23 protein-coding genes and 1 tRNA gene are annotated in these 25,221 nt (G+C 58.1%); 18 read left to right on the top strand and 6 right to left on the bottom strand.

Annotated elements, in window-relative coordinates:
• Positions 1-126 precede the first annotated feature (126 nt).
• The 3 genes from metK to panC are packed head-to-tail and all read right to left on the bottom strand — an operon-like array spanning position 127 to position 2,867.
• Positions 127-1,302 (bottom strand): methionine adenosyltransferase, encoded by a 1,176-nt coding sequence (gene metK / locus H586_RS0104015; RefSeq protein ID WP_011367461.1) that lies wholly within the window; start codon positions 1,300-1,302, stop codon positions 127-129.
• Positions 1,289-2,005, bottom strand: coding sequence for a DUF502 domain-containing protein (locus tag H586_RS0104010; RefSeq protein ID WP_027181412.1), 717 nt, complete (start codon positions 2,003-2,005; stop codon positions 1,289-1,291). The genes metK and H586_RS0104010 overlap by 14 nt, the downstream gene beginning before the upstream one ends.
• A gap of 16 nt (positions 2,006-2,021) precedes the next feature.
• Positions 2,022-2,867 (bottom strand): pantoate--beta-alanine ligase, encoded by an 846-nt coding sequence (gene panC / locus H586_RS0104005; protein ID WP_011367463.1) that lies wholly within the window; start codon positions 2,865-2,867, stop codon positions 2,022-2,024.
• A 137-nt stretch (positions 2,868-3,004) separates the two neighbouring features.
• Here panC and H586_RS18085 point away from each other — a divergent pair, with 137 nt between their 5' ends.
• Complete coding sequence (locus H586_RS18085) at positions 3,005-3,616, top strand: hypothetical protein (RefSeq protein ID WP_011367464.1); 612 nt, start codon at positions 3,005-3,007, stop codon at positions 3,614-3,616.
• Here the strand turns inward: H586_RS18085 and panB are convergent.
• The gene (gene panB, locus H586_RS0103995; RefSeq protein WP_011367465.1) at positions 3,597-4,466 is read right to left on the bottom strand and encodes a 3-methyl-2-oxobutanoate hydroxymethyltransferase; all 870 of its coding nucleotides are present in this window, start codon (positions 4,464-4,466) and stop codon (positions 3,597-3,599) included. The genes H586_RS18085 and panB overlap by 20 nt on opposite strands.
• A gap of 217 nt (positions 4,467-4,683) precedes the next feature.
• On the opposite strand from panB, the gene H586_RS0103990 reads away from it, so the two are divergent.
• The 10 genes from H586_RS0103990 (at position 4,684) to H586_RS0103945 (ending at position 14,874) form a co-directional block, all read left to right on the top strand.
• The gene (locus H586_RS0103990) at positions 4,684-5,577 is read left to right on the top strand and encodes a flagellin N-terminal helical domain-containing protein (protein ID WP_011367466.1); all 894 of its coding nucleotides are present in this window, start codon (positions 4,684-4,686) and stop codon (positions 5,575-5,577) included.
• A 229-nt stretch (positions 5,578-5,806) separates the two neighbouring features.
• Positions 5,807-6,700, top strand: a complete 894-nt coding sequence (locus H586_RS0103985; RefSeq protein ID WP_011367467.1) for a flagellin N-terminal helical domain-containing protein — start codon at positions 5,807-5,809, stop codon at positions 6,698-6,700.
• 140 nt (positions 6,701-6,840) lie between these two features.
• Entirely contained in the window at positions 6,841-7,452 is a 612-nt protein-coding gene (locus tag H586_RS0103980) for a DUF2238 domain-containing protein (protein ID WP_011367468.1), read from the top strand.
• Positions 7,453-7,590: 138 nt separating this feature from the next.
• Positions 7,591-8,220, top strand: coding sequence for an HD domain-containing protein (locus H586_RS0103975; protein ID WP_011367469.1), 630 nt, complete (start codon positions 7,591-7,593; stop codon positions 8,218-8,220).
• Positions 8,221-8,369: 149 nt separating this feature from the next.
• Complete coding sequence (gpt, locus tag H586_RS0103970) at positions 8,370-8,831, top strand: xanthine phosphoribosyltransferase (RefSeq protein WP_148204223.1); 462 nt, start codon at positions 8,370-8,372, stop codon at positions 8,829-8,831.
• 112 nt (positions 8,832-8,943) lie between these two features.
• The gene (locus H586_RS0103965) at positions 8,944-10,092 is read left to right on the top strand and encodes a BMP family ABC transporter substrate-binding protein (protein WP_011367471.1); all 1,149 of its coding nucleotides are present in this window, start codon (positions 8,944-8,946) and stop codon (positions 10,090-10,092) included.
• A 27-nt stretch (positions 10,093-10,119) separates the two neighbouring features.
• Positions 10,120-11,187 (top strand): ABC transporter permease, encoded by a 1,068-nt coding sequence (locus H586_RS0103960; protein ID WP_011367472.1) that lies wholly within the window; start codon positions 10,120-10,122, stop codon positions 11,185-11,187.
• Between the two features lie 2 nt (positions 11,188-11,189).
• A complete protein-coding gene (locus H586_RS0103955) occupies positions 11,190-12,110 on the top strand; it encodes an ABC transporter permease (protein WP_011367473.1) in 921 nt (306 codons plus the stop codon).
• A 9-nt stretch (positions 12,111-12,119) separates the two neighbouring features.
• On the top strand, positions 12,120-13,661 hold the full coding sequence (locus H586_RS0103950; protein ID WP_011367474.1) for an ABC transporter ATP-binding protein: 1,542 nt from the start codon (positions 12,120-12,122) through the stop codon (positions 13,659-13,661).
• 268 nt (positions 13,662-13,929) lie between these two features.
• Entirely contained in the window at positions 13,930-14,874 is a 945-nt protein-coding gene (locus H586_RS0103945) for a cation diffusion facilitator family transporter (protein WP_027181411.1), read from the top strand.
• Positions 14,875-15,081: 207 nt separating this feature from the next.
• On the opposite strand, the gene H586_RS20355 is transcribed toward H586_RS0103945, so the two are convergent.
• Together H586_RS20355 and H586_RS0103930 are read right to left on the bottom strand one after the other, a co-directional pair.
• Entirely contained in the window at positions 15,082-15,366 is a 285-nt protein-coding gene (locus tag H586_RS20355; RefSeq protein WP_081701759.1) for an FmdB family zinc ribbon protein, read from the bottom strand.
• 151 nt (positions 15,367-15,517) lie between these two features.
• Positions 15,518-15,611 (bottom strand) — tRNA-Sec (locus H586_RS0103930).
• 246 nt (positions 15,612-15,857) lie between these two features.
• Between H586_RS0103930 and ftsH the strand changes: the two genes are divergently transcribed.
• From ftsH to priA, 7 genes are all read left to right on the top strand, one after another.
• Positions 15,858-17,855, top strand: coding sequence for an ATP-dependent zinc metalloprotease FtsH (gene ftsH, locus H586_RS0103925; RefSeq protein WP_027181410.1), 1,998 nt, complete (start codon positions 15,858-15,860; stop codon positions 17,853-17,855).
• Positions 17,856-17,857: 2 nt separating this feature from the next.
• Positions 17,858-18,718 (top strand): dihydropteroate synthase, encoded by an 861-nt coding sequence (folP, locus tag H586_RS0103920; RefSeq protein ID WP_011367478.1) that lies wholly within the window; start codon positions 17,858-17,860, stop codon positions 18,716-18,718.
• Positions 18,719-18,727: 9 nt separating this feature from the next.
• On the top strand, positions 18,728-19,477 hold the full coding sequence (gene cdaA / locus H586_RS0103915; RefSeq protein WP_011367479.1) for a diadenylate cyclase CdaA: 750 nt from the start codon (positions 18,728-18,730) through the stop codon (positions 19,475-19,477).
• A 3-nt stretch (positions 19,478-19,480) separates the two neighbouring features.
• Positions 19,481-20,383 (top strand): CdaR family protein, encoded by a 903-nt coding sequence (locus H586_RS19885; RefSeq protein ID WP_011367480.1) that lies wholly within the window; start codon positions 19,481-19,483, stop codon positions 20,381-20,383.
• A 78-nt stretch (positions 20,384-20,461) separates the two neighbouring features.
• Positions 20,462-21,814: a phosphoglucosamine mutase gene (gene glmM / locus H586_RS0103905; protein WP_011367481.1), complete on the top strand. Its 1,353-nt coding sequence runs from the start codon at positions 20,462-20,464 to the stop codon at positions 21,812-21,814.
• Between the two features lie 33 nt (positions 21,815-21,847).
• Entirely contained in the window at positions 21,848-22,720 is an 873-nt protein-coding gene (galU, locus tag H586_RS0103900) for a UTP--glucose-1-phosphate uridylyltransferase GalU (RefSeq protein WP_011367482.1), read from the top strand.
• Between the two features lie 84 nt (positions 22,721-22,804).
• Positions 22,805-25,210, top strand: a complete 2,406-nt coding sequence (gene priA / locus H586_RS0103895) for a replication restart helicase PriA (protein ID WP_027181409.1) — start codon at positions 22,805-22,807, stop codon at positions 25,208-25,210.
• Positions 25,211-25,221 lie beyond the last annotated feature (11 nt).

Below are 25,221 nucleotides of genomic sequence, written 5' to 3'. Positions count from 1 at the left end.
AAGGCTCTTTTCAGGCGCATCCGCCATGTGGCGGATGCGCCTTTTGTTTGTGGTGTCCGGATACGGGCCTAAAAAAAAGCCGGAGCAAGAAGCTCCGGCCGGAATAAGCTGACGGGCGGGATAGGGCTAGCGGCGGGCCGCTGCACGCAGATCGTCCACAGCGTCGGTGCGTTCCCACGAAAATTCGGGAATCTCGCGACCGAAGTGTCCGTAGCAGGCTGATTTTTTATAGATCGGCCGGCGCAGGTCAAGTCGTTTGGAGATATGGTACGGGCGCAGGTCGAACACATCGCGCACGGCCTGAGTGAGCACCTCGTCGGAAATGTCGCTGCTGCCCAGAGAGGTGCACAGTACGGAAACAGGATCGGCCACGCCGATGCAGTACGCGATCTGTACTTCGCATTTGGGAGCAAGTCCGGCTGCCACAACGTTTTTGGCAATGTAGCGACCCATGTATGCGCCGGAGCGGTCCACTTTGGAGGGGTCTTTGCCGGAGAATGCGCCGCCGCCGTGGCTGCCCATGCCGCCGTAAGTGTCCTGAATGATTTTACGGCCGGTAAGACCGCAGTCACCCATGGGGCCGCCGATAACAAAACGGCCGGTGGTGTTGATGAAAATTTCGCAGTCTTTTTCGTTGAAGAAGCCGGAAGGTTCCAGAACGGGACGTATGACGTGGGTTCTGATGGCGTCTATGATGTCTGTCTGGCTGGCCTGTTCCGCATGCTGTGTGGAAACAACCACATTGTTGATGCGTACCGGGCGGCCGTCAACGTATTCAAAGGACACCTGTGTTTTGCCGTCGGGGCGCAGAAAATCCACGGTGCCGTCTTTGCGCACAGCGGTAAGCTTTTGCGAAAGCTGGTGTGCCCAGAATATGGGGGCGGGCATCAGCGTGGGGGTTTCGTCGCAGGCAAAACCGAACATCATGCCCTGGTCACCGGCGCCCTGATTTTCGGGGTCCTGGCGGTCAACGCCCTGAGCAATGTCAGGAGACTGTTTGTCTATGGAAGACAGCACGGCGCATGTCTGCCAGTCAAATCCCATGGAGGAGTTATTGTATCCGATTTCTTTGATGGTATCCCGCACCACCTGCGGCAGGTCGGCATAGCCTCTGGTGGTTATTTCGCCGGCGATGATGGCCATGCCGGTGGTGACCATGGTCTCACAGGCCACGCGCGAATCAGGATCCTGTTCGAGCAGCACATCAAGCACGGCGTCGGAAATCTGGTCAGCGACTTTGTCGGGATGGCCTTCGGTAACCGATTCGGAAGTGAAGTGGTATTTACCCTTATAAGGGATCATGCGTTTCCTCCTGGGATGTGTTCTTCGCCTTGATGGCTGTTTTCTTTTTTCTGTTTTTCGACTTTTCGTGCTCTGCACTCAGAATTCCGCCGGAAATAAGCAGTTTGAATGCATCTTCCACATTCATTTCCAACGGAATGACATCCGCTTCGGGCACCATGAGGTAAAAGCCCGAAGTGGGGTTCGGGGTGGTGGGCACAAACACGTTCAGCACTTTGCTGGCTGTTTTGCTTTGAATTTCACCCACGGCAACGCCTGTGACAAATGCCATGGTGTACAGCCCCTTGCGGGGATATTCTATCAGCACCACCCGCTGAAAATCGCGCGAAGAGGTGAATATGGTTTCCACCAGCTGCTTGATACCGGAGTACAGCGAGCTGACCAGCGGTATGCGTGCCAGAATGGCGTCGCCCAGATCTACAAGGCGGCGCCCCAGAAAATTGCGCACAAGCAGCCCTGTGACCAGCAGCACCACGATCAGCAGCAGAAACCCCAGCCCCGGCACGGCAAAAGGCAGAAAAGCCTCCGGACGGTACTGCGGCGGCAGGAGCAGCAGCAGTTTGTCCACCCAGCGCACTGCCACCCGCAGTGTGAGAAAAGTCGCCACCAGCGGGGTAAGCACCAGTATGCCGGCAAACAGGTTTGCCTTGATGAACCGGCGCAGCGACGCCATAAAGCCGCCTGAAGAATCCTGAGCGGTCATTATCCGTGCCTGCCGTTCATATCAGAGCCAGATTGTCAATCAGGCGTGCTCTGCCCAGACGTACGGCGGCTGCGCATGTGGCCATGCCCCCCACTCGTTCCAGCGGCTGCAGCGTGTCGGGGTGAACAATTTCCAGATAATCTTCCCTGCCTTCCGGCAGGTGCTGCTTCCAGTATTCTTTAACCGCAGCCCGCAGAACGGCCGTGTCGCGCTCTCCGCCGGCAACCATGTCGCGTGCACGGATCAGCCCCTGATACAGGGCAGGTGCCTGTCTGCGCTCTTCCGGAGTCAGATACACATTGCGTGAACTCATGGCCAGACCGTCGGTTTCGCGTACAATGGGGCAACCGTCTATGGTTACGGGCAGATGCATGTCTTTTGCCATGCGTCTGAGCACTGCCAGCTGCTGCCAGTCTTTTTCGCCGAAAACGGCAAGACGGGGCAGGGTGAGCAGCATCAGCTTCATGACCACGGTGCACACCCCGCGGAAATGACCGGGACGGTCGGCGCCGCACAGGCCGGAAGACAGTCCGGGAATTTCCACCCATGTGTCGAATCCCTGCGGGTACATGGCTTCCGGCTGCGGGGTGAACAGCACATCGGCACCGGCCCGCTGGGCAACCTCGGCATCGCCGGAAAGGTCGCGGGGGTAGGCTGCCAGATCTTCTCCGGGAGCAAACTGCGCGGGGTTGACAAAAAGGCTCACCACAACCTTGTCCGCACGTTCGCGGGCATAGGCCATAAGGCTTTCGTGCCCTGCATGGTAGTAACCCATGGTCGGAACCAGCGCGGTTTTGACACCGCCGCAGCGCCAGTCAAGGCAAAGCCGCTGAAGCTCTTCGGGAGATGTGATTATCTGCATATCAATGTATCCGCATATAGTTGTTGTTCTGGTTGTAAACTTAGTGGCCCTTGTTGTAAAGCAAAATCCGGAACATACTGTGCCGCGCAGGGCGTCGCAGCGATGTCAGGCGGACAGAGTATAACAAGGCGGGCGTCATGGGAACGGCTTTCCATCAGGGAGCACTGGATAATTTCTGCGCGCTGTATGCGGTGGTCAATGCTTTTTGCCGCACGCACGCGCTTACCGCGTTTCAGGCCAGACGCATGTTTCATGACACGCTCCTCAGGCTTGCACAGGACGACGAGGTTTTTACCGCGGCGGTTACCGCCGCCACTGACTACACCGGCATAGTGCATGATATGCTGGAATGGTACGGGGCCGGTCTTTTCCCGCTGCATGTGCAGAGCGCTTTTGCCGATGAGCCGGCCGGAGAAAGCGATTTCTGGAGCATGGCTGCAGACTGGCTTGCCGCGGGTGCCAGAAGAACAATGCTGCTGCGGTTCATGCGCTATGTGCCCGGGCAGGATGCCCCTGTGGTACGCCACTGGACAGCCGCCGACCGTCTGCTGGGCGATTCGCTTTTTCTGCTCGATTCCAGCAGAGACTCCGGTGCGCTGCACGTGCTTTTGCGGCATCAGGTAACCTGCTTTCGTGAACGTGTGAACGAGGAACGCTTTGTGCGGATTATTCCCTCGTCCTGCCTGCTGCTGCAGGGACTGGATGCTCCGCCGCCTCGGGGGATGAGCATCAGTCGTCCGCGCCGCTGACATTTTCTTCCCAGCGGCGCTGTTCGTCTTCCGGCATGCCGAAGGAGTGCTGCGCCGCGGGAAATTCTCCCTGACGCACTTCATCACCATACTGCTGCACGGCTTTTACGGCATGCCCGCGCAGCTCTGCATAGCGTTTCACAAACTTCGGGGTAAAGCGGTCGAACAGGCCCAGCATATCGTGCACCACCAGCACCTGTCCGTCGCACTGCGCTCCGGCCCCTATGCCGATGGTGGGAATGCCTGACGTGCGGGTAATGTGCGCGGCCACAGGGGCGGGTATGGCTTCCAGTACCAGTGCAAAACAGCCCGCATCTTCCAGTATGCGCGCATCTTCCGCCAGACTGCGGGCGGCGGCAGCCGAACGCCCCTGCACTTTAAAGCCGCCCAGCGCCGCTACACGCTGCGGAGTAAGCCCGATGTGCCCCATGACGGGAATCCCCGCCTTCACAAGAGCCTCCACCTGCGGAGCGACTTCTTTGCCCCCTTCCAGCTTTACAGCGCGCACACCGCCTTCGCGGAACAGTCGCGCCGCGCTGTGCATGGCCTGATCCGGCCCCTGTTCATAGGTCATAAAGGGCAGGTCGCCCACCACCAGCGCGCGTGAGGCGCCCCGCGTAACGGCCCGGCAGTGGTGGATCATCTCGTCCAGCGTCACGGACAGCGTGTCCTCATGCCCCAGCACCACCATGGCCAGCGAATCGCCTACCAGCAGCATGTCCATGCCGCCTTCATCGGCAATGGATGCCGTGGGGTAGTCGTATGCCGTCAGCATGGCCAGACGTCTTGTGTTTTTTGCCGCCCGTATGTCCGCCGCGGTTATGGCGCGGGTTTCGGCATGTGTGCTCATTACGGTTCCTCCGTGTTTTGTCTGTACCATAAGGCAAAGCGTGTCTGTCGCCAATCCCTTTCGGTGCTGCACTTGCGGGCATCTGGCACGATTTATGCTTGTTTTTTGGCCGGAACGGGCGACCGGCGTGTTTTTCCTGTCTTGCTGCGTAAGCTGCGGGAAAAACGTGTCAAGTTGCTGACAGTTGCGGCATGTGAGCAGACGAGGAGGAATATATATGTCGATGGTCATCAACCATAACCTTATGGCGCAGAATGCTTCGCGCAATCTGAGTACGGCGTACGGCAATCTGTCAACATCCGTCCGGCGGCTTTCTTCGGGGCTGCGTGTGGGGACAGCAGCCGACGACGCGGCAGGTATGGCCATCAGAGAACTCATGCGTGCCAACATAGCGTCCATGCATCAGGGGGTACGAAACGCCAACGATGCCATTTCGCTGCTGCAGACGGCAGACGGCGCGCTTTCAGTCATTGACGAAAAGCTCATCCGCATGAAGGAACTGGCCGAACAGGCCGCAACCGGCACGTACACCTCGGATCAGCGTCTGCTCATTGATTCCGAATATCAGGCCATGGCTTCGGAAATCACCCGTATTGCCAATTCGACTGATTTCAACGGTATCCAGCTGCTCAACGGCAATCTTTCCAGCTCCACTCATGATGGCAGCGGGGTCGTTTCGCGCGGGAAAATGAAGATACATTTCGGCACGGCAAATGATTCTGCCGAAGACTACTATTACATACAGATAGGCACCGCCACGGCTTCGGCACTTGGGGTGGGCAATCAGGCCGATGCCACCTTCGGCGGGTTTGCCATTTCCACCCAGTCAGCAGCCCAGCAGGCCCTTGTTGCCATCGACAAGGCTATTGTATCCAAAGACAATATCAGGGCGGCCCTCGGGGTGCTGCAGAACCGTCTGGAAAACACCATCACCAACCTGCAGATTCAGGCCGAAAACCTGCAGGCCGCTGAATCCCGTATTTCAGATGTCGATGTTTCCAATGAAATGACCGAGTTTGTCCGCCAGCAGATTCTTACCCAGTCTGCGGTGGCCATGTTGTCGCAGGCCAATTCGCTGCCGCGTATGGCCATGCAGCTGCTCGGCGGCTGATGCAGAGACCGTTGGGGTATGTGCCGGAGCAGTTTGCTGCTCCGGCTTTTTTTATGTAATACAGCATGTTATGTTTTTCTGCTGTGTGCAGTCCGAAAAAAATGGACTGGAGGGCTAATGAAAGCCGGTTCGCGGTCGAATAGATAGTCAGGAAGATCACTTTGCGGCCGCAGGGAAGCGGCCGGAGCAGAGTGTTTCTAAAAAGCACTAATATTCATGGAGGAATATTATGTCTCTGGTTATCAATCACAACTTGATGGCGACGAATGCTGCCCGTAACCTGAGCCAGTCTTATGGCAACCTGAGCACGTCCGTACGCCGTTTGTCTTCGGGCCTTCGCGTGGGTACCGCTGCGGATGACGCAGCCGGTCTTGCCATCCGCGAAATCATGCGCGCCGACATCGCCGCGCTGAATCAGGGGGTACGTAACGCCAACGACGCTATTTCGCTTATCCAGACTGCAGACGGTGCGCTTTCCGTTATCGACGAAAAGCTCATCCGCATGAAGGAACTGGCGGAACAGGCCGCAACCGGTACCTACACTTCCGACCAGCGTCTGATCATCGACTCCGAATATCAGGCCATGGCTTCGGAAATCACCCGTATCGCCAACGCTACCGACTTTAACGGCATCGCGCTGCTGAACGGCAACCTTTCCAGTGCATCGCATGACGGCAGCGGCCTTGTGTCCACCGGCAAGCTGAAGGTGCACTTCGGTACCAAGAACGACTCCGCGGAAGACTACTACTACATCCAGATCGGTACTTCCACGGCATCGGCTCTGGGGCTGGGCAACCAGTCCACCGTGGGCGGAGCAGGGTACACCATTTCCACCCAGTCCGCCGCACAGAACGCGCTGGTCGGCATTGAAAATGCCATCGTCTCCAAGGACAAGATCCGCGCAAACCTCGGTGCTCTCCAGAACCGTCTGGAAAACACCATCACCAACCTGCAGATTCAGTCTGAAAACCTGCAGGCTGCCGAATCCCGTATTTCCGACGTGGACGTTTCGCAGGAAATGACCGAGTTCACGCGGCAGCAGATCCTCACCCAGTCGGCAGTGGCCATGCTTTCGCAGGCTAACTCGCTGCCCAGAATGGCCATGCAGCTGCTTGGCGGTTAATAGTCGCCAGACCGGGGAATCGGAGAAAACGGGCCGGAAAGCCGAAAGGCTTTCCGGCCTTTTGCATGCGCAACGGTTTGCACACTCCGCCTGTTTGCGGCATTGTGCTGCAAGCCGTTTTTTCGCTCAGGAGGAGCCTTATGCGCATCAATGTTACCCGCGAGAATTTTCCGGTGGTGCTTGCTGCCGTGTTTACTGTTTTTTTTGCACTGCTGGGCATTGCGCCCGCTTCCCGCGCGGTGTGGATTGCAGAGGTCATTCCGCTTGTCAGCGTGTTTGTGCTGCTGGTGGTCACATACAGATTTTTCCGTTTTTCCAATATTGCTTACGGGCTTATGGCTGTGTGGCTTTTCTGGCATACGGTGGGGGCGCATTTCACCTTCAGCGAGGTGCCTTTCGGTGCGGTAACGGAACTGCTGGGAGGCGGACGCAATCACTTTGACCGCATCGGGCATTTCAGTGTCGGGTTTTATGCCTATGCCATGTGCGAGCTTTTTATGCGCCGCAGACTGGCCGGTCCGGTGGTGTCCACCTTGTTTGCCCTCTTTTTCATCATGTCCGTGGCGGCCGGATACGAAATTATCGAATGGTGGTATGCCGCGGCGGAAGGTGGTGATGCCGGGGTTGCTTTTCTGGGTAGTCAGGGCGACGTGTGGGACGCGCAGAAAGACATGCTGGCCGACACGCTGGGGGCTGTTTTTTCGTTGCTGCTGTTCTGGACCATGGGCAGACGATGGGGCAGCCGGCCCTGACGGCAGCGCCGCAGGCTGTCCGCTGCCGTTGCCGTGTATGCGCCGCGGCGGTGCGGCGGGGGTGTACTTGAGTGCGGAAATGCCGTATGGAGTCGTTCCGCGCCTGACGGTGCGAGAAATGTCCGGAGGCGTTCTTTTATGACGCACTGCAACCCGCAGCACAATCTGCAGGGGCGTGACAGGCTCACACGTCTTGCCGATTTTCTTTTTGAAGCGGGAATGCTCCGCAAAACTCCCCGCAGCGGGTACCAGTTTCTGGGTACCGGCAGCGAGAACGTGGCGGAACATTCTTTCCGTACCGCGGTCATCGGTTATGTGCTGGCCTGCGAGGCCGGAGCCGATCCTGCGCGGACCGCGCTCATGTGCCTTTTTCATGATTTTCATGAAAGCCGTATCGGTGACTTCAACTATGTGAACCGCATATATAATACCTGCAACCAGCGCATCGCGCTGGAACATGCGCTGGAAGGCACCGGTCTGGAAGACCGTGTGCTGCCGCTTTTTGACGAGCTGGAAGAAGCCGGCTCCGTGGAGGCGCGTCTGGCGCAGGATGCCGACCAGATAGACCTGATTCTGAACCTGAAGCAGGAGCTTGATCTGGGCAACAGATATGCGGGCAAATGGATGGAAGGCGCCCTGAAGCGCCTGCGCACCGAAGCGGGCGCCGCACTGGCGCAGACCGTGGCGCATACAGATCATACCGACTGGTGGTTTCTGGGACCCGACAAATCATGGTGGGAACGCAAAAACGGAAACCACAAAAAATAATACCCGTGGTTACCGCCCGCCGCATCATGCGGCGGGTGTTTCGCTTTGTTCCGCTGAGCGCCGGATGTGCAACCCCGCACGGCGCTGCACGTTACTACAAGCCTGTGTGACAGGAGGAATACGTGGCAGATCCTGATCGTTACAATAAAATGTTTCCCGTTTCGTGGGAGCAGCTGCACCGCGATACCAGAGCGCTCTCATGGAGACTCATGGAACGGGGGCCTTTCAAGGGTATAGTGGCCATCACCCGCGGCGGTCTGGTTCCCGCTGCCATTCTGGCGCGTGAACTTGAAGTGCGTCTGGTGGATACCATCTGTATAGCCAGTTACGACTGGAAGTCGCAGGGGGGCATTTCTGTCCTGAAAGGGGTGGAAGGTGACGGCGAGGGCTGGCTGATAGTGGATGACCTGGTGGATACCGGAACCACGGCGCGCGCAGTGCGCGAAATGCTGCCCAAGGCTCACTTTGCCACCGTGTATGCAAAACCTTCCGGCCGTCCGGTGGTTGATACCTATATTACCGAAGTCAGTCAGGATACATGGATTTTGTTCCCCTGGGACTCCGAGATTCAATATGTTCAGCCTCTTGTCAACCGCAGACAAGAAGGGTAGATAGTTTTTTTCCGGTGCGAACCGGAGTGTTTACTGGCTTGGGCGGCGTTCACGGGGAACGCTGCCCGCTATGTATATTGGGATGGTCTGCATCATCGAGGGAGAACGTTAGATGCGCAAGCTTATGCTGCTGCTTGCCGCAGCCCTGCTGGTATTCGGCGGGCTGACCGGCTGCGAAAAGGAAAAACCGGCGGAAAAAACCGCCACGGCCGAATCTGCGGCCAAGCAGGATTCCGCGCCTGCCGCAACGGAAGAAGCACCTGCTGAAAAAGAATTTAAAATCGGCTTTGTCTATGTGAGCCCTGTGGGTGACGCCGGCTGGTCGTATGCACACGATCAGGCCCGTATGGAACTGGAAAAACGCCCCGGCGTGACCACTTCTTTTGTGGAGTCCGTTCCGGAAGGTGCTGATGCGGAACGTGTTATTCTGAACATGGCCCGCAAAGGCTATGACATGATTTTCACCACCAGCTACGGCTACATGGACCCCACCCTGAAAGTGGCCGGACAGTACCCTGACATCACCTTCATGCACTGTGCCGGCTACAAGACTGCCCCCAACATGAGCGCCTATTTCGGCCGCGTGTATCAGGCCCGTTACCTTACGGGCATGGTGGCAGGCCGCATGACCAAATCCAACGTGCTCGGCTATGTGGCGGCTTTCCCCATTCCCGAAGTTATCCGCGGCATCAACGCTTTTGCTCTCGGCGTGCGTTCGGTGAACCCCGACGCACAGGTGCGCGTGGTCTGGACCAAGACCTGGTATGATCCCGCCACAGAAAAAGAAGCCGCCAAGTCGCTGCTGGATGTGGGCGCGGATGTCATTGCGCAGCATCAGGATTCTCCCGGCCCGCAGGAAGCAGCGCAGGAGCGCGGTGTGTACTCGGTGGGCTACAACTCCGACATGAGCACCTTTGCACCCAAGGCACACCTCACTTCCGCTGTCTGGAACTGGCAGATCTTCTATGATCATGTGGTGGACAGCGTGCGTGACGGCAGCTGGCAGTCCGGTCAGTACTGGTGGGGACTTGAACACGGCATTGTCGATATCGCTCCCTTCGGCGACATGGTTCCGCAGGACGTGCGTGACGAAGTGCTGGCCAAAAAGGCTGACATAGCTTCCGGCAAGGTTGCCGTGTTTACCGGTCCTGTTAAAGACCAGAGCGGCAAGATACGCATTGCCGAAGGTGAAAAGGCCGGTGATGCCGCGCTGCTCGGCATGGACTGGTTTGTCGAAGGCGTGGTAGGCACCACCGAATAGACCCTGCATCGCTGGAGACATTGCCCGATGATGGGTTACAGAGTCGTTAAACGACAGGAGCCCCTTAACTGGGGCTCCTTTTTCATTTTTCTGGTTGCCCTTGTTCTTTCTCTGTCACTGAGCGGCGCCATGCTGGCCGTACAGGGAAAACCTTTTCTCAAGGGACTGTATCTGTTGTGGGACGGCGGGTTCGGCCAGCTGTATGCGCTGGAAGATACGCTGCTCAAAACCATACCCATTTTTCTGTGCGCCTTGGGCGTTGCCGTCTGCTTTCGCATGCAGATATGGAACATCGGCGCCGAGGGCCAGTTCGCGCTGGGAGCAGTGGGGGCCACATGGGCCGTGCTGACTTTTCCTGCTGCTCCGGCGTGGGTGCTTATTCCGCTCATGCTGGTGTGCGGTGCCGTGGCCGGAGGCCTGTGGGCGCTTGTGCCGGCACTGCTGCGGTTGCGGCTGGGTATGAATGAAATCATCACAACATTGATGTTTAACTATATCGGCATCCTGCTGCTGCAATACATGGTTTACGGGCCGTGGAAAGACCCGGCCAGTTTCGGATTTCCCATGACCCCCATGTTTCCCGTGGCCGCGGTTTTTGCCCCTGTTGTCGGCAGAATACACTGGGGCATAGTGTTATGCGCCGTGGTGGCCGTGGCGCTGTGGTTTTTTCTGTATCGTACGCGGCTTGGGTTTGAGCTGCTGGCGGGCGGAGAAAACCCCAGAGCGGCGCGCTACGCACGTATGCCGTACAACTTTCTGGTTGTTTTTGTGCTGGTGTTATGCGGTGCTCTTGCCGGCTGGGCAGGCGTTCTGGAAACATCCACCACACTTGGCAGGCTGCAGTCCAACGTCATGGCCGGTTATGGATTTACGGCCATTGTTGTGGCGTGGCTTGCCCGGTTACGCATTCCGACCATCGCGGTGTTTTCCTTTCTGCTTGCAGGGTTGCGGGTAGGGGTGGAAAACCTGCAGCTGGAACTGCAGGTGCCCGCCGCATTCGGCGGCATTATCGAAGGGCTTATTCTGCTGACAGTGCTGGCCGGGCAGTTTTTTGTCTGGTTTACGCTGCAGCCCCGCAGCAAAGGGGAGGACTAGCCATGTATGCGGAACTTGTCATCCCCGTTCTGGCCGCCACCATTCAGGCCGGCACGCCTATACTGTTTGCCACGCTGGGCGAAATGTTCACCGAAAGGGCGGGCGTGCTCAATCTGGGCGTGGAAGGAATGATGATTCTGGGGGCTTTTTTCGGTTTTCTGTTCACGCACTGGACAGGCAATCCCTGGATAGGTGTGCTTATGGCCGGTACAGCGGCCGGAATGCTGGGGCTGTTGCACGGCCTTGTCTGTCAGGTCTTTCTGGGCAGTCAGGTTGTTTCCGGACTGGCTTTGACCATTCTGGGGGTAGGGCTGGCAGATTATCTGGGAACGCCTTATGTCGGCGTGATCACAGAAGGCTTCACGCCGTTTGCCGTACCCGTGCTTTCATCCATACCGCTGGCGGGCGATATCTTTTTCCGCCACGACGCCCTTGTGTACCTTTCTTATGTCATGCCGCTGCTGTTCTGGTTTTTCATCTGTCGCACCCGTGCAGGCATGGCGCTGCGCAGTGCCGGTGAAAATCCAGCGGCCTCTGCCGCTGTGGGGCTTAACCCTGTGCGCCTGCGCTGGATGGCCATTTTTGCGGGGGGCTTTCTTGTGGGGGTGGGAGGCGCCTATCTTTCGCTGGCGTACACCCATCTGTGGACAAACAACATGACGGCCGGTCGCGGATGGATTGCCGTGGCACTGGTCATTTTCGCCTTCTGGCGACCCGGAAGGGCTGTGCTGGGTGCCTATCTCTTCGGCGGGGTCATGGTTTTCCAACTGCGCCTGCAGGCCATGGGGGCCACGCTGCCTTCCTCGCTGCTGCTCATGCTGCCGTACGCGCTTACGGTTGTCGTGCTGCTGGTATCTTCGCTCAGGGGAGGCGGCGGAAATGCGCCTGCCGCTCTCGGCGTCAACATCGAGCCGGACGAATAGGGGGACGCCGTGACAGAACAGAAACCGCTCAACAAACGCACTGCGCGGGACAGATATACCCACCTTCCGCCTGTGGTCAGGCTGGAGGGAATAAGTAAATCCTTCGGCAGAGTACGCGCCAACCACGATATCACGCTGGATATCCGGCCGGGCATGATCAAGGCCCTGCTGGGCGAAAACGGCGCCGGAAAGTCCACGCTCATGTCCATTCTGTCCGGACGCTTTCCGCAGGATTCCGGAACGATATATATAGACGGCGCACCGGTACGCTTCACCTCGCCGGCGGATGCCCTTACCGCCGGAATAGGTATGGTATACCAGCATTTCATGCTGGTGGAGTCCATGACCGTGGCGGAAAACGTCATGCTGGGACAGCGTGGTGGTTTTCTGCTTTCGCCGCGCAGGATGGAAGAGACTGTTGCCCGTCTGGCAGAGAAATACGGACTGGAAATATCGCCTTCGGCTCCGGTTTCGGGGCTTTCCATGGGTGAAAAGCAGCGTGTGGAGATTCTCAAGCTGCTGTACCGCGACAGCCGTGTGCTTATTTTTGACGAACCCACAGCGGTGCTTACCCCGTCGGAGACCGAACAGCTTTTCGAGGCGTTGTGGCGTATGGCGGATCAGGGCAAATCCATTGTGTTCATCAGCCACAAACTGCAGGAAGTGCTGAGTGTGGCCGACGAGATAGCCATTCTGCGCCGCGGTGAGATAGTGGACGAGTTCCACGAATCAGACGTACCTAACCAGAAGGTGCTGGCCAACCGTATGGTCGGTCGTGATGTTGTGCTAAGTGTCGATGCACCGCCGGTGCCTGTGTGTGAAAAGGTCCTTGAGATAGAAGGCCTTGGCGGAGACGGACTGGATGACATCCGGCTGGCGCTGTGCAGAGGCGAAATTGTTGCTGTGGCAGGCGTTGCCGGTAACGGACAGAAAGAGCTGGTAGAGGTTGTCTGCGGACTGCGGCGTCCCGCCGCCGGTCGTGTGGAGATTCTCGGCCGCCCGTGGAACGCATTTTATCCGCATCCGCCCAGAAGGGGCAGATCGCTGGCCTATATTCCCGAAGACCGGCAGGGGCTTGCCACCTGCAAATACCTTGACCTTGTGGACAACTTTCTGCTTACCACCCGTCACGCCTTCAGCAGACGCGGTCTGCTGGACAGGGCTCAGGCTGAAGAAGTGACGCGCCGTATCGTGCAGGAATACAATGTCCAGCCGGGGCATGTTGATGCTCCTGCACGCGCGCTTTCCGGCGGCAACCTGCAGAAGCTGGTCATAGGGCGCGAATTTTTTCGCGAACCGGCTATCATTGTGGCAGAAAACCCTACTCAGGGGCTGGATATTTCTGCCACGGAAGAAGTCTGGAACCGGCTGCTTGAGGCGCGTTCCGGTGCGGGCATTCTGCTTATCACAAGCGAACTCAACGAAGCTTTGCAACTGGCTGACAGAATAGCAGTCATGTACCGCGGCAGGTTTGTTGACGTGTTTCCCCGTACGGATGAAAAAAAAGTCGAAGCCATCGGTCTGATGATGGCCGGTGTGCAGCCGGAATAGCTCCGCCTGCCGATATCAGCTTTACAGGCCGTCTCCGGACGGCCTTTTTGCTGTCCGGCGGGCTTTTTGGTGTATGCTTGCCGCAGGGCTGTCATACGCCGCAGTATGTCGCATGCCTCCTGCTGCATTGCGGTAACCTGTGCGTACACTGGCGGATGCGGATAAGGTTGCGGCAGTAGCGGCCACACTGTGCACGAAGAGGATAGTCATTCTCACACATGGACTCTTCAAACGGCATTTTTTATTGTGCAGTCAGAGGAGTGTGACCATGAATAAACATGCAGGCGGAAGCCAGCTGGAGACCATAGCCATGGTAAGCCGCGTGACGTGGATAGGGCTGTGGCTCAATCTTGCGCTTGCCGCGTTCAAGATAATGGCGGGTACGGCCGGACACAGCAGGGCTGTGGTGGCAGACGGTATCCACTCTCTTTCCGATCTGGTGACTGATGTCGTGGTGCTGGTCGGGGTGCGTTTCTGGAGCGCCCCTGCCGATGAAGAACACCCGCATGGACACCAGCGTATGGAGACCATGGTCACGGTGGTCATCGGCCTGCTGCTGGCGGGAGCCGCTGTGGGGATAGCGTGGGACGCCATTGCAGCCATGGGCCGCGAGAGCGCCCATCGCCGCGGTGCGGTTGCCTTCGGGGCTGCGGTACTCTCAATTGTGGTAAAAGAAGGACTGTACCGCTGGACATTGCGTGCGGCCAGAAAGGCCAGATCTTCGGCGCTGGAAGCCAATGCATGGCATCACCGCACTGATGCGCTGAGCTCCATACCTGCTGCTGCGGCCGTGGGGCTGGCATGGTTTGTACCCGCATGGGGGGTGGCCGATCTGGCCGGTGCACTGGTTGTAGCGGTTTTCATTCTGTACGCCGCGTGGAATATCTGCCGTCCCGCACTGGAAGCCCTGATGGACAAAGGTGCTGATGAAACGACCCGCGCTGAACTGGAACAGGTGGTCTGTTCCGTGTCCGGAGTGAAGGATGTGCATTCACTGCGGACACGTTTCATGGGCAACAGCCTGCAGGTGGACATGCATATCAAGGTTGACGGTAGAATAACGGTTGACGAGGGGCATGCCGTGGCTCTGGCTGTGGAGGATGCGCTGTACGCGCTGGGGCCGCATATTCATGATGTGCTGGTGCATGTGGACCCGTGGCTGCCGGAACAGGCACCGCGGGCCGGTGCGGACGGTGAAAAGCATCAGGTGTAAAAGCAGGAGCGCTGCAGAATGTCAGCCGGACTGTCTTGCGGTTTGTCAGCCTCCGGCTGGAGCACTGCGGCGGCGATATCCGGCCGGTTGGCTGCGGCGTGCGGGCGTTGCAGTACCGGCCTGAAAGATGTGTCCGGTGCCTTGCGCACACAAAAGCCGGTCTGTGGTGAGACCGGCTTTTGTGTGCGGGCGCAATCCCGTATGAATTCAATTGCCGCCGCAACTGCCGTTGCTGCATCCGCCGCATCCGCCCGATGGTTTGGACGGGCGGGGAACATGCGGCACATACTGCATTTTGGGGGCGCCTCCGCCTTTTGCCAGAGCGCCCGGCAGTCTGTTGGGGCCTGTTCCGGGAATCTGACAGGGCATGGACATCACTTTCTGCACATTGGCGGCTCCGCAGACAGGACAGGTGATTTCGCTGAAGCTGTCCCGTACAAGTTCTTCAAAACGGTTGCCGCATTCGGTACATTCAAATTCAAAAAGAGGCATCGCTGACTTCCTGTTGTCGTTGCCGGTGTTTGTGAATGACTGCACGCCCGCAGGCGCGGTTTCTGCGCAGCATATAATCACTGCACGGGCGCAGGCAACCCCTGAACGGCTGCAGGTATGCAAAAAGAAAATGATGGGGATAAGAAAAAAATGGCGGAAGCGTATAGGAGTCGAACCTACCGACGACCTCTCAGCCGTCCACCGGTTTTGAAGACCGGGCGCCACACCGGTGACGATACGCTTCCGTTGAAATCTGCGCTATATGCAGAACTGCTTGCAGGTTTCGGGATGTATCAGTTTTTTCCATAGGGCACAAGGCTTGTTATGCTGTTGACGTCTCCGCCCGTTTATGCGTTTTTAGAGTGCAGGTCGTGCAACTTTCGGAAAAGCCCGAAAAAGCGTGTTGCAGACATTGCCAAACCGTGCGCACGACCTTAAACTTCTTAGCTCGAAAGCAATATCCGTCCTGCACGGAATGGAGGTTACTAGCGTTGAATCAGTTCTCGCGCAATTTGGTTTTATGGGCCGTCATCTCACTGCTGATGGTGGTTCTTTTCAACCTGTTCAGCCAGCCCCCCGGGCCGCAGGCCCAGATGTCCTACACTGAGTTTCTTAACAAAGTCACTCAGGGGGAAGTCGTTCAGGTAACTATTCAGGGCGAAAAGCTGAAAGGACAGACCGCCGAAGGGCAGTCGTTCCAGACCATAGCACCCAATGACCCCGACCTGGTCAACCGCCTGCTGGAAAAGGGTGTGCAGGTAAAGGCAGAGCCCAAGGAAGAAGCTCCGTGGTACATGACGCTGCTGGTGTCGTGGTTCCCCATGCTGCTGCTTATCGGTGTATGGATATTCTTCATGCGCCAGATGCAGGGTGGCGGCGGAAAAGCCATGTCTTTCGGCCGTTCGCGGGCCCGTATGATCTCGCACGAATCGGCAAAGGTCACCTTTGACGATGTGGCGGGCGTGGACGAAGCCAAAGAAGAGCTCACTGAAGTTGTTGACTTTCTTAGTAATCCTAAAAAATTCACCCGTCTTGGCGGGCGCATCCCCAAGGGGGTGCTGCTTGTGGGGCCTCCCGGCACCGGTAAAACGCTGCTGGCCCGTGCCGTGGCGGGTGAGGCCGGCGTGCCCTTCTTTTCCATTTCCGGTTCGGACTTTGTGGAAATGTTTGTCGGGGTCGGTGCCTCGCGCGTGCGCGACCTGTTTGTACAGGGCAAGAAAAACGCTCCCTGCCTTATCTTCATCGATGAGATTGATGCGGTGGGGCGTCAGCGCGGTGCCGGTCTTGGCGGCGGACACGACGAGCGTGAACAGACTCTGAACCAGCTGCTTGTCGAAATGGACGGCTTTGAATCCAACGAAGGCGTTATTCTGATAGCCGCCACCAACAGACCTGACGTGCTGGACCCGGCTTTGCTGCGGCCCGGACGTTTTGACAGGCAGGTGGTGGTGCCGACGCCCGACCTGCGCGGACGTAAGCGCATTCTGGAAGTACACAGCAAGCGTACTCCGCTGGCGCGTGACGTGGATATGGAAATGCTGGCCAAAGGTACTCCGGGCTTTTCCGGTGCCGATCTTGAAAACCTTGTCAACGAAGCGGCTCTGCAAGCTGCCAAGATGAACAAGGATCAGGTGAACATGCTTGATTTCGAGACGGCCAAAGACAAGCTGCTGATGGGCAAGGAACGCCGCAGTCTGGTGATGAGCGACAAGGAAAAGCGTGTCACAGCCTACCACGAAGGCGGTCATGCCCTTACTGCGCGTCTGCTGCCCGGCACAGACCCCGTGCACAAGGTTTCCATCATTCCCCGTGGCAGGGCGCTGGGCGTAACCATGCAGCTGCCCGACGAAGACCGCCACGGCTATTCGCGCACATATCTGCTGAATAATCTTGTGGTGCTGCTCGGCGGGCGTCTGGCCGAAGAAGTCGTCTTCGGAGAGATTACCACAGGAGCCGGTAACGACATCGAACGCGCCACCAAAATGGCCCGCAAGATGGTGTGTGAATGGGGCATGAGCGACGCCATCGGCCCCATGAACATCGGCGAGCAGGGTGAAGAAGTCTTCATCGGCCGCGAATGGGCTCATTCGCGCAACTACAGCGAAGAGACCGCCCGCATGGTGGATGCCGAAGTAAAACGCATCATTGACGAAGCCCGTGAAAAGGCCCGCACGCTGCTGCAGGAGAATCTGGATACACTGCACCGTATCGCAGAGGCTCTGCTGGAGCGCGAGACCATTAATGCGGATGATCTTGAGCGTCTTATCGAAGGACGGCCCCTGCTGCCTGTTCCTGAAATCACGGCCACACATCCTGAAGGCGACGCAGAAAATGCCGGGCCGGAGGATTCCGTGGCCGCCGCACCGGCTGAGCATGCCGGAGACGAATTCCTGCTGGAATCGGACGAGGCTGCACGCCCCGCCGCAAAGGACGGGGAGGATGCTCCGGACGGGCAGGAGGAAGATACCGCTGACCGGAGGGAGAAGTAGCAATGCTTCCCCCCATCCATTGGGAAATAGCGGGGGGCAGAGCCATCGGGCCTGCCCCCTTTTTCATTTTCGGTATTGTGAATGTCACCCCTGATTCTTTTTATGACGGCGGCAGACATGACGGACCGGACAGTGCTGTGTCTCATGCCCTGCAACTGGCGGAACAGGGCGCACATGTGCTGGATATCGGCGGTGAATCATCGCGCCCTTATGCCGACCCTGTATCGCAGGAAGATGAAATCCGGCGGGTGCTGCCCGTGGTGAAGGCCCTGAGGGACCGCACCGGCGGCAACGGCCTGCCTTGGGCGCTTTCCGTCGATACCTACAAAAGCGGCACGGCCGCAGCCGTGCTGGAGGCCGGTGCCGGTATTATCAACGATATTTCCGCCTGCTCTTTTGACCCCGCTCTGAAAGACGTCATCGCGCAGTACAAACCGGGCTATGTGCTGATGCACAGCCCCGGCCGCCCGGAAACCATGCAGGACAAACCGGCATATGGAAATGTGGTCGAGGAAATTCTGGACTTTTTCGAGAAAAAGCTGAAAGAATTGGTCGTGGCCGGTGTACCGGAGCAACGCATCATTCTTGATCCCGGTATCGGTTTCGGCAAGCTGCTGGAGCACAATCTGGACATTCTGCGCCACATCGACAGATTTATGTCGCTGGGGCGGCCGGTCATGGGAGCATTGTCCAACAAATCCATGTTCGGGCAGTTGCTGGGGCTGGCTGCCGATGAAAGACAGAATGCCACGCAGGCAGCAACGGCGCTGCTGGCGGCGCGGGGTGTGCGTTTTCACAGGGTGCATGAGGTGCGGCTTGCGGCACAGACCCTTAACCTGGCTGCGGAACTGTACAACGCATAGAGGCGCTGCATGACTTTCTGGGCGGATCTGAGCATCACATGGCGGGATGTGCTCGACATCTCTCTGGTGTCTTTGCTGCTGTACCGTGTCATTGTGATGATACGGGGCACACGGGCGGTGACGGCCGTATACGGACTTATCATCCTGCTGCTGGCGTATTTTCTGTCGCAGGAACTCAGTCTGTACACGCTTAACTGGCTGCTCGAAAACTTCCTCGGTTCGCTGTTTCTTGTCATTATCATTCTGTTTCAGCGCGATATCCGCAATGCCCTCTCCGCCATGGGCGCGCGGAGTTTTTTCCGGCGCAAGGTTGTGGCCGACGAAGCGTTCAGCGAACTTGTGGGGACGGCTCTTTACCTTGCACAGCGGCGCATAGGGGCACTTATCGTGCTGGAAAAGAACGTACCGCTGGGCGACATGGTGGGCGGCGGTGTGCGTCTGGATGCCCGCCTGACCAAGGAATTGCTGGTCACCATTTTTTACCCCAACACGCCGCTGCATGACGGTGCTGTGATTGTGCGCAATAACGAGATTGTGGCTGCGGGCTGTATTCTGCCGCTTTCACAGGGCGTGCAGGAACGCAGAGACTACGGCACGCGGCACCGTGCCGCCATGGGCATAACGGAAGAAACAGATTCCGTGGCGGTTGTGGTTTCTGAAGAGCGGGGAGCAGTATCGGTGAGTGTGGGGGGCAGGCTGACGGGCGAACTGGACGCCGTAAGGTTGAAGCGCGTTCTCCGTAACGCTCTGGAGAAGTAGACTATGCAGCGACACTGGCAATTTGTGCTGCTTTCGGTGTTCATCGCCACCACGCTCTGGTTTATGGTGACCGGCCGTGAACGGGTGGAAACCTGGGTGGACATGCGTATCGAAATGACCGGCATGCCGCCGGACATGATTGTTCTGGACGGCCTGCCCAGCAAGATAAGCGCACGCATACGCGGCCCCAAAGGGCTTATCCGCGGGCTGAACGGCCGCGAATTTTCGTATCCTCTGGATTTAAGCCAGTTGAAGCAGGGCGAGAATGTGATTTCCGTTCTGCCCGACAATATTCCGCTTAAAGGTGCATTTCAGGTGGTGGAAATCAACCCTCCGCGGTTGCAGCTGCAGGCGGATTCGCTGATTACCAGAACACTGCCGGTGGAAGTGCTTCCGCAGGGTGCTCTGGCGCCCGATGTTGAAATAGGCGCACTGCTTCCGCAGCCGGAAACCGTAAAAGTGCGCGGGGCACAGTCTCTGGTTTCCGCCATCGAGTCGGTCAATGCCACTGTACGGCTTTCAAACGGAACCATGCCCAAGGTTGCCGATTTTCCGGCGGTGTACACCGTACCCGAAGGCGTGGAAGTTACACCGCCGCAGGGCCGCGTGCGTGTGACCACAAGGCTGGTGACCACCGAGGTGGTTCTTAAGCGCAAGGTGTCGCTGGAACTGCCTGAAGGGATTGCGGGAAAGCTGCATAGCCGGTATGTAACCCTGACTGTGCAGGTGCCGCGCTCCAAGGCGGGAAGCAAGGAATACCTTAACGCCGCGCGCGTGGTGCTGGCTGTGCCCGACAACATCGCTCCGGGCAGGCATGCGCTTAAATACAGACTGGAACTGCCGGAAAATGCCCTGCTGGTCGGGGCGAAACCGGCTGCACTTGATATCAGCATAAGCGGCAGGTAGCGCTCTTCAGCGCGGCTTGTCTGCTTTTTCATGCGTGTCCGCATGTTGCGGAGCACCCACAATGAGGAGTCGTACAGTATGACGACACGTCTTTTCGGAACTGACGGCCTGCGCGGGCAGGTAAATATATATCCCATGGTGCCGGATATGGCTCTTCGTCTGGGGCTGGCGGCCGGTACTTTTTTTCGCAACGGCAATAAGCGGCATCGGGTTGTTATTGGCAAAGACACGCGTCTTTCCGGCTATGTGTTTGAAATGGCGCTCACATCAGGTCTGTGCGCTGCCGGTATGGACGTTTTTCTGGTGGGACCCCTGCCTACGCCCGCCGTGGCGTTTCTTACCCGCAACATGCGGGCTGACCTCGGTGTTGTTATCTCGGCATCGCACAATCCCTTCCATGACAACGGCATAAAATTTTTTGATAAAGACGGATTCAAGCTGCCGGATTCGCAGGAAGATGCCATAACTGAAATGGTTCTTAACCAGAACCACCGCTGGGACTACCCGGAGCCGGAACGTGTGGGCAGAGCCCATAAGATTCAGGACGCACCCGGCCGGTACATAGTGTACCTGAAGAACAGCTTTCCCAGCACATTGACTCTGGACGGCATGAAGGTGGTGCTTGACTGCGCCAACGGCGCCAACTACCGCGTGGCTCCTCTGGCTCTGGAAGAGCTGGGTGCCGAAGTCATCAGAATAGGCACCAGTCCTGACGGGCTGAACATCAACCACAAATGCGGCTCGCTGTACCCCGAACTTGCCGCGCAGCGCGTGCGTGAAACGGGTGCGGATATCGGCCTTGCCCTTGATGGTGACGCGGACAGGCTGATTGTGGTGGATGAAAAAGGCACAGTGCTGGACGGTGACCAGATTATGGCCATATGTGCCATGGATATGATGGAAAAAGGCCGCCTGCCGGAAAACAGACTGGTGGCCACCGTCATGAGCAATATGGCGCTTGAGGTGTTTATGAAAGAGCGCGGCGGTTCGTTGCTGCGCACTCCCGTGGGCGACCGGCATGTGGTGGAAGCCATGCGCCGGACAGGTGCCGCCATGGGCGGTGAACAGTCCGGACACCTTGTTTTTATGGAATACGGAACCACCGGCGACGGCCTTTTGGCCGCCTTGCAGCTGCTCAGAATCATGCGCGAAAAGAACAGGCCGCTTTCAGAGCTTGCGGGGCTGCTTACACCGTTTCCGCAACAGCTCATCAACGTCCACGTCCAGCGCAAGATTCCCTTTGAACAGTGCCCCGAAATCGGCAGGGCCGTTGAGCAGGCCGAAAAAGAACTTGCCGGCCGCGGCCGGGTGTTGCTGCGCTATTCGGGTACCGAATCTGTGGCGCGGGTGATGGTGGAAGGTGAAGATGATGCTCTGGTGGGCAGACTGGCCGCCGGTCTGGCGGAAACCCTTCAGCAGCATCTGCGCTGACCGGTTGAAGGATGCAAGTCTAAGGAGACTGTCATGCTGATACGCAAAGTAGTCATTCCCGTTGCCGGCTGGGGCACGCGTTCGCTGCCTGCCACTAAAAACATTCCCAAGGAAATGCTGCCCGTCTATAACAAGCCCGTGGTGCAGTATGTGGTGGAAGAGGCCATGCGCTCCGGCCTGACAGATGTTGTTTTTGTGACCAACCGTGACAAAACCATCATCGAAGATCACTTTGACTATAACCTGCAGCTTGAAAGTGTGCTGGAGCGCGCCGGCAAGACGGAAATGCTGCGGCAGGTGCGTGAAGTTGCCGAAATGGTGAACATCCATTCCGTGCGCCAGAAGCGCCAGCTCGGGCTGGGGCATGCGGTGCTGTGCGCCCGCGAAGTGGTGCATAACGAGCCTTTTGCCGTGATGGTGGGAGACGACCTGCAGTTCGGCATGGAGCCGGGAATCCAGCAGCTTATCAATGTGGCGGTGGCCGAAAGGCTGCCCGTGGTGGGGGTTATGGAAGTTCCGGCTGACAAAGTGAGCCGGTACGGCATTATTTCCGGCGAGGAAATCTCCCCCGGTATTTTCAGAGTGCACGATCTTGTGGAAAAGCCCGCCGTCAGCGAAGCTCCGTCGCGTCTTGCCATTGTGGGACGTTACATTCTGACTCCTGATATTTTCAAGGTGCTGGAGAATCTGTCTCCGGGGCATGGCGGCGAGATACAGCTCACCGACGGGCTTAAGGTGCTGGCACAGGGGCGCGGTCTGCTGGCTGTTAAACTGCGTGGTATGCGGTTTGACGCAGGCGACTGGGCTGAATATCTGACTGCCAACATATATTTTGCGTTGCAGGAGGAAGACCTGCGCGATGAACTGGTGGAGCGGCTGCGTCCTTTGCTTCCCTTCAAATGTTGACGCAGGGGCGGCTTTTTTATGATTCTGTGCGGGCGGCGGTGTCGCCCGCTTTTTTTCGTCACTTCCGGCAACCGGCAACTCGTTATGAATGAAAATCTGCGTATAGTTTCAGTGTCGCTTATGGCTCCGCCGTATACCACGCTGCATTACAGGCTGCCGGAGTGGCTGCCCGAAGATATGTGGTGCGCGGGGTTGCGGGTGGCTGTGCCGCTGGGGGCGCGCGGTACCCTGCGTGCGGGGGTTATCGCTGCATGCGGTTGCGCTCCGGACACCGTGCCGCAGGGCGTTGAGCTGAAGGCGGTACTCTGGCCGCTGGAGTTTGTTCCTCTGCTGGGCGAAGAGTATCTGGAAATGGTCCGCCAGCTTGCCGTGCGCCAGATGGTGCCCCCCGGACAGATTCTGGGCATGCTGCTGCCTGCAGGGCTGCGCAGCGCCGGTGTGCGTCTGCGCGTGCGTGCCGGAGGCAGACCCCGTACGCTGCGGCTGCGCGATATTGCAAAAATGGCTGACTCCGAGCGCCATGTGCTGGCCTCGCACTGGAGTGCGGGCAGGGTGGAAGTGCTGGAACCGGAAACTGACGAGGCGGAGAATGACATATGCCATGTGACTGCAGATCCGCCGTGGCCGGTACGTCCGGCGGCCAGACGTCAGACAGAAGTGCTCGAATATCTGTGGGAGAACGGACCTGTTTCGCGGCGACGCATGCTGCATGATTTGGGTACAGGTGCACAGACGCCTCTGCTGACGCTGGCGGAACGGGGTCTTGTGCATGTGGGGCCGCTTGATGCAGAGCAGGCGGAAGTTTGCGGATGCGGTATTGACAGCGCGTGTCACACTGAGGCGTTTGAGAATCAGCTTTTTGAGCTGACTGATGCGCAGCAGGCGGCGTTGCGGGCCTGCACTGACGCTGTGGAGTCAGACAGCGCGGAAACCCGTCTGCTCTTCGGCATCACCGGCAGCGGTAAAACCGCCGTGTATCTGGAACTGGCCCGGGCCTGTCTGGAAAAAGGGCTGTCCGTCATGCTGCTTGCGCCTGAAGTGGCGCTGGCCTGTAAATTGTACCGCGATGTGCAGCTGCGCTTTCCCGGTCTGCCTGCTGTGCTGTATCACGGGTACCAGTCCGCGCATGAACGGGAGCAGCAGTTTCTCAACCTAGCGGCACAGGCGCGCGAAGGCCGTCCGGTGCTCATAGCGGGAACGCGTTCCGCTTTGTTTCTGCCGGTGGCGTCGCTCGGGGCCGTGGTGCTTGATGAAGAACATGATGCCTCGTTCAAACAGGATGAACGGCTGTCGTATCAGGCCAAGGAAGTGGCATGGTTTCGTGTGGCCCAGTCAAAAGGGGCGCTGGTGCTGGGGTCTGCGACTCCGGACGTGAAGACCTTTCACGCCGTGCGCGAAGGACACATGCCCGGCATTGTCCTCAGCGAGCGGGTGGGCGGTGGTACGCTGCCGGCCGTGGAACTTGTTAACATCAAAGATAACGCGGTTAAAGAGACCATTCTGGCACCGCAGACGCTGACACGCATCAAAGAGACTGTGACCCGGGGAGAGCAGGCGGTCATACTGCTCAACAGGCGGGGCTATGCTCCGTTGATGTATTGTCTGGACTGCGGCAGCGTGGCCCGCTGTCCGGAGTGCGAGATAGGACTGACCTATCATAAGGGACGCGAACGGCTGGTATGCCACTACTGCGGACATTCTGTCCCGTTTCCTTCGCCATGCGCCAAGTGCAGAGGCGTTCACTATCTGCCTATGGGGGAAGGTACCGAAAAACTGGAAGAAACTCTTTCCACCATGCTTCCCCACGGGAAAAAGGTACTGCGGCTGGACAGAGACAGCACCCGCAGGCCCGGCCGGATGGAGCAGATTCTGGCGGCATTTGCCAGAGAAGAGTCCAGCATTCTGGTGGGTACCCAGATGCTTTCCAAAGGGCATCACTTTCCCTCCGTCACGCTGGCGGTGGTGGCTGACGGCGATATCGGGCTTAATATGCCGGACTACAGAGCCACTGAAAGAACGTTTCAGCTGCTGGTACAGGCTGCCGGCAGAGCAGGCAGAGGAGAACGTCCCGGCAGTGTCATCATACAGACCCGCGACCCTGCACACTACTGCTGGGATTATATACGTAACTGCGATTATGAAGGTTTTTTTGAAAAAGAACTTGAAGCAAGACGCAAACGCAGATATCCGCCTTTTGTCAAACTGGCGCTTATCCGTCTGAGCTATCCCATGGACTGGCCGCAGGGGCAGGACCGTGTGAATGCGCTGGCTTCCGCAGTGCGGGCTTCCGGCCGCGAGCTGGGAGTCTCTGTTCTGGGGCCTGCTCCGGCGCCGCTGCCTGTGCTGCGGGGGCGCAGAAGGTTTCAGTGTCTGCTGAAGGCGTCCGACTGGAAGACCATCCGCATGCTCTTTCATGCCGCCCGTCAGGGGGTGCCTGCCTCGTCCCGGCTGCGCCTGAGTCTCGACCTTGATCCCGTGAATATGCTGTAACCGTATAAAAG

It is taken from the genome of Oleidesulfovibrio alaskensis DSM 16109, assembly GCF_000482745.1.
Taxonomy (GTDB): domain Bacteria; phylum Desulfobacterota; class Desulfovibrionia; order Desulfovibrionales; family Desulfovibrionaceae; genus Oleidesulfovibrio; species Oleidesulfovibrio alaskensis.
This window is presented reverse-complemented; position numbering and strand designations above follow the sequence as displayed.

Excerpts from the sequence above, each read along its gene's own strand:
- metK (WP_011367461.1), bottom strand. The coding sequence starts at position 1,302 with ATGATCCCTTATAAGGGTAAATACCACTTCACTTCCGAATCGGTTACC.
- H586_RS0104010 (WP_027181412.1), bottom strand. The coding sequence starts at position 2,005 with ATGACCGCTCAGGATTCTTCAGGCGGCTTTATGGCGTCGCTGCGCCGG.
- panC (WP_011367463.1), bottom strand. The coding sequence starts at position 2,867 with ATGCAGATAATCACATCTCCCGAAGAGCTTCAGCGGCTTTGCCTTGAC.
- H586_RS18085 (WP_011367464.1), top strand. The coding sequence starts at position 3,005 with ATGGGAACGGCTTTCCATCAGGGAGCACTGGATAATTTCTGCGCGCTG.
- panB (WP_011367465.1), bottom strand. The coding sequence starts at position 4,466 with ATGAGCACACATGCCGAAACCCGCGCCATAACCGCGGCGGACATACGG.
- H586_RS0103990 (WP_011367466.1), top strand. The coding sequence starts at position 4,684 with ATGTCGATGGTCATCAACCATAACCTTATGGCGCAGAATGCTTCGCGC.
- H586_RS0103985 (WP_011367467.1), top strand. The coding sequence starts at position 5,807 with ATGTCTCTGGTTATCAATCACAACTTGATGGCGACGAATGCTGCCCGT.
- H586_RS0103980 (WP_011367468.1), top strand. The coding sequence starts at position 6,841 with ATGCGCATCAATGTTACCCGCGAGAATTTTCCGGTGGTGCTTGCTGCC.
- H586_RS0103975 (WP_011367469.1), top strand. The coding sequence starts at position 7,591 with ATGACGCACTGCAACCCGCAGCACAATCTGCAGGGGCGTGACAGGCTC.
- gpt (WP_148204223.1), top strand. The coding sequence starts at position 8,370 with ATGTTTCCCGTTTCGTGGGAGCAGCTGCACCGCGATACCAGAGCGCTC.
- H586_RS0103965 (WP_011367471.1), top strand. The coding sequence starts at position 8,944 with ATGCGCAAGCTTATGCTGCTGCTTGCCGCAGCCCTGCTGGTATTCGGC.
- H586_RS0103960 (WP_011367472.1), top strand. The coding sequence starts at position 10,120 with ATGATGGGTTACAGAGTCGTTAAACGACAGGAGCCCCTTAACTGGGGC.
- H586_RS0103955 (WP_011367473.1), top strand. The coding sequence starts at position 11,190 with ATGTATGCGGAACTTGTCATCCCCGTTCTGGCCGCCACCATTCAGGCC.
- H586_RS0103945 (WP_027181411.1), top strand. The coding sequence starts at position 13,930 with ATGAATAAACATGCAGGCGGAAGCCAGCTGGAGACCATAGCCATGGTA.
- H586_RS20355 (WP_081701759.1), bottom strand. The coding sequence starts at position 15,366 with ATGCCTCTTTTTGAATTTGAATGTACCGAATGCGGCAACCGTTTTGAA.
- folP (WP_011367478.1), top strand. The coding sequence starts at position 17,858 with ATGCTTCCCCCCATCCATTGGGAAATAGCGGGGGGCAGAGCCATCGGG.
- cdaA (WP_011367479.1), top strand. The coding sequence starts at position 18,728 with ATGACTTTCTGGGCGGATCTGAGCATCACATGGCGGGATGTGCTCGAC.
- H586_RS19885 (WP_011367480.1), top strand. The coding sequence starts at position 19,481 with ATGCAGCGACACTGGCAATTTGTGCTGCTTTCGGTGTTCATCGCCACC.
- glmM (WP_011367481.1), top strand. The coding sequence starts at position 20,462 with ATGACGACACGTCTTTTCGGAACTGACGGCCTGCGCGGGCAGGTAAAT.
- galU (WP_011367482.1), top strand. The coding sequence starts at position 21,848 with ATGCTGATACGCAAAGTAGTCATTCCCGTTGCCGGCTGGGGCACGCGT.
- priA (WP_027181409.1), top strand. The coding sequence starts at position 22,805 with ATGAATGAAAATCTGCGTATAGTTTCAGTGTCGCTTATGGCTCCGCCG.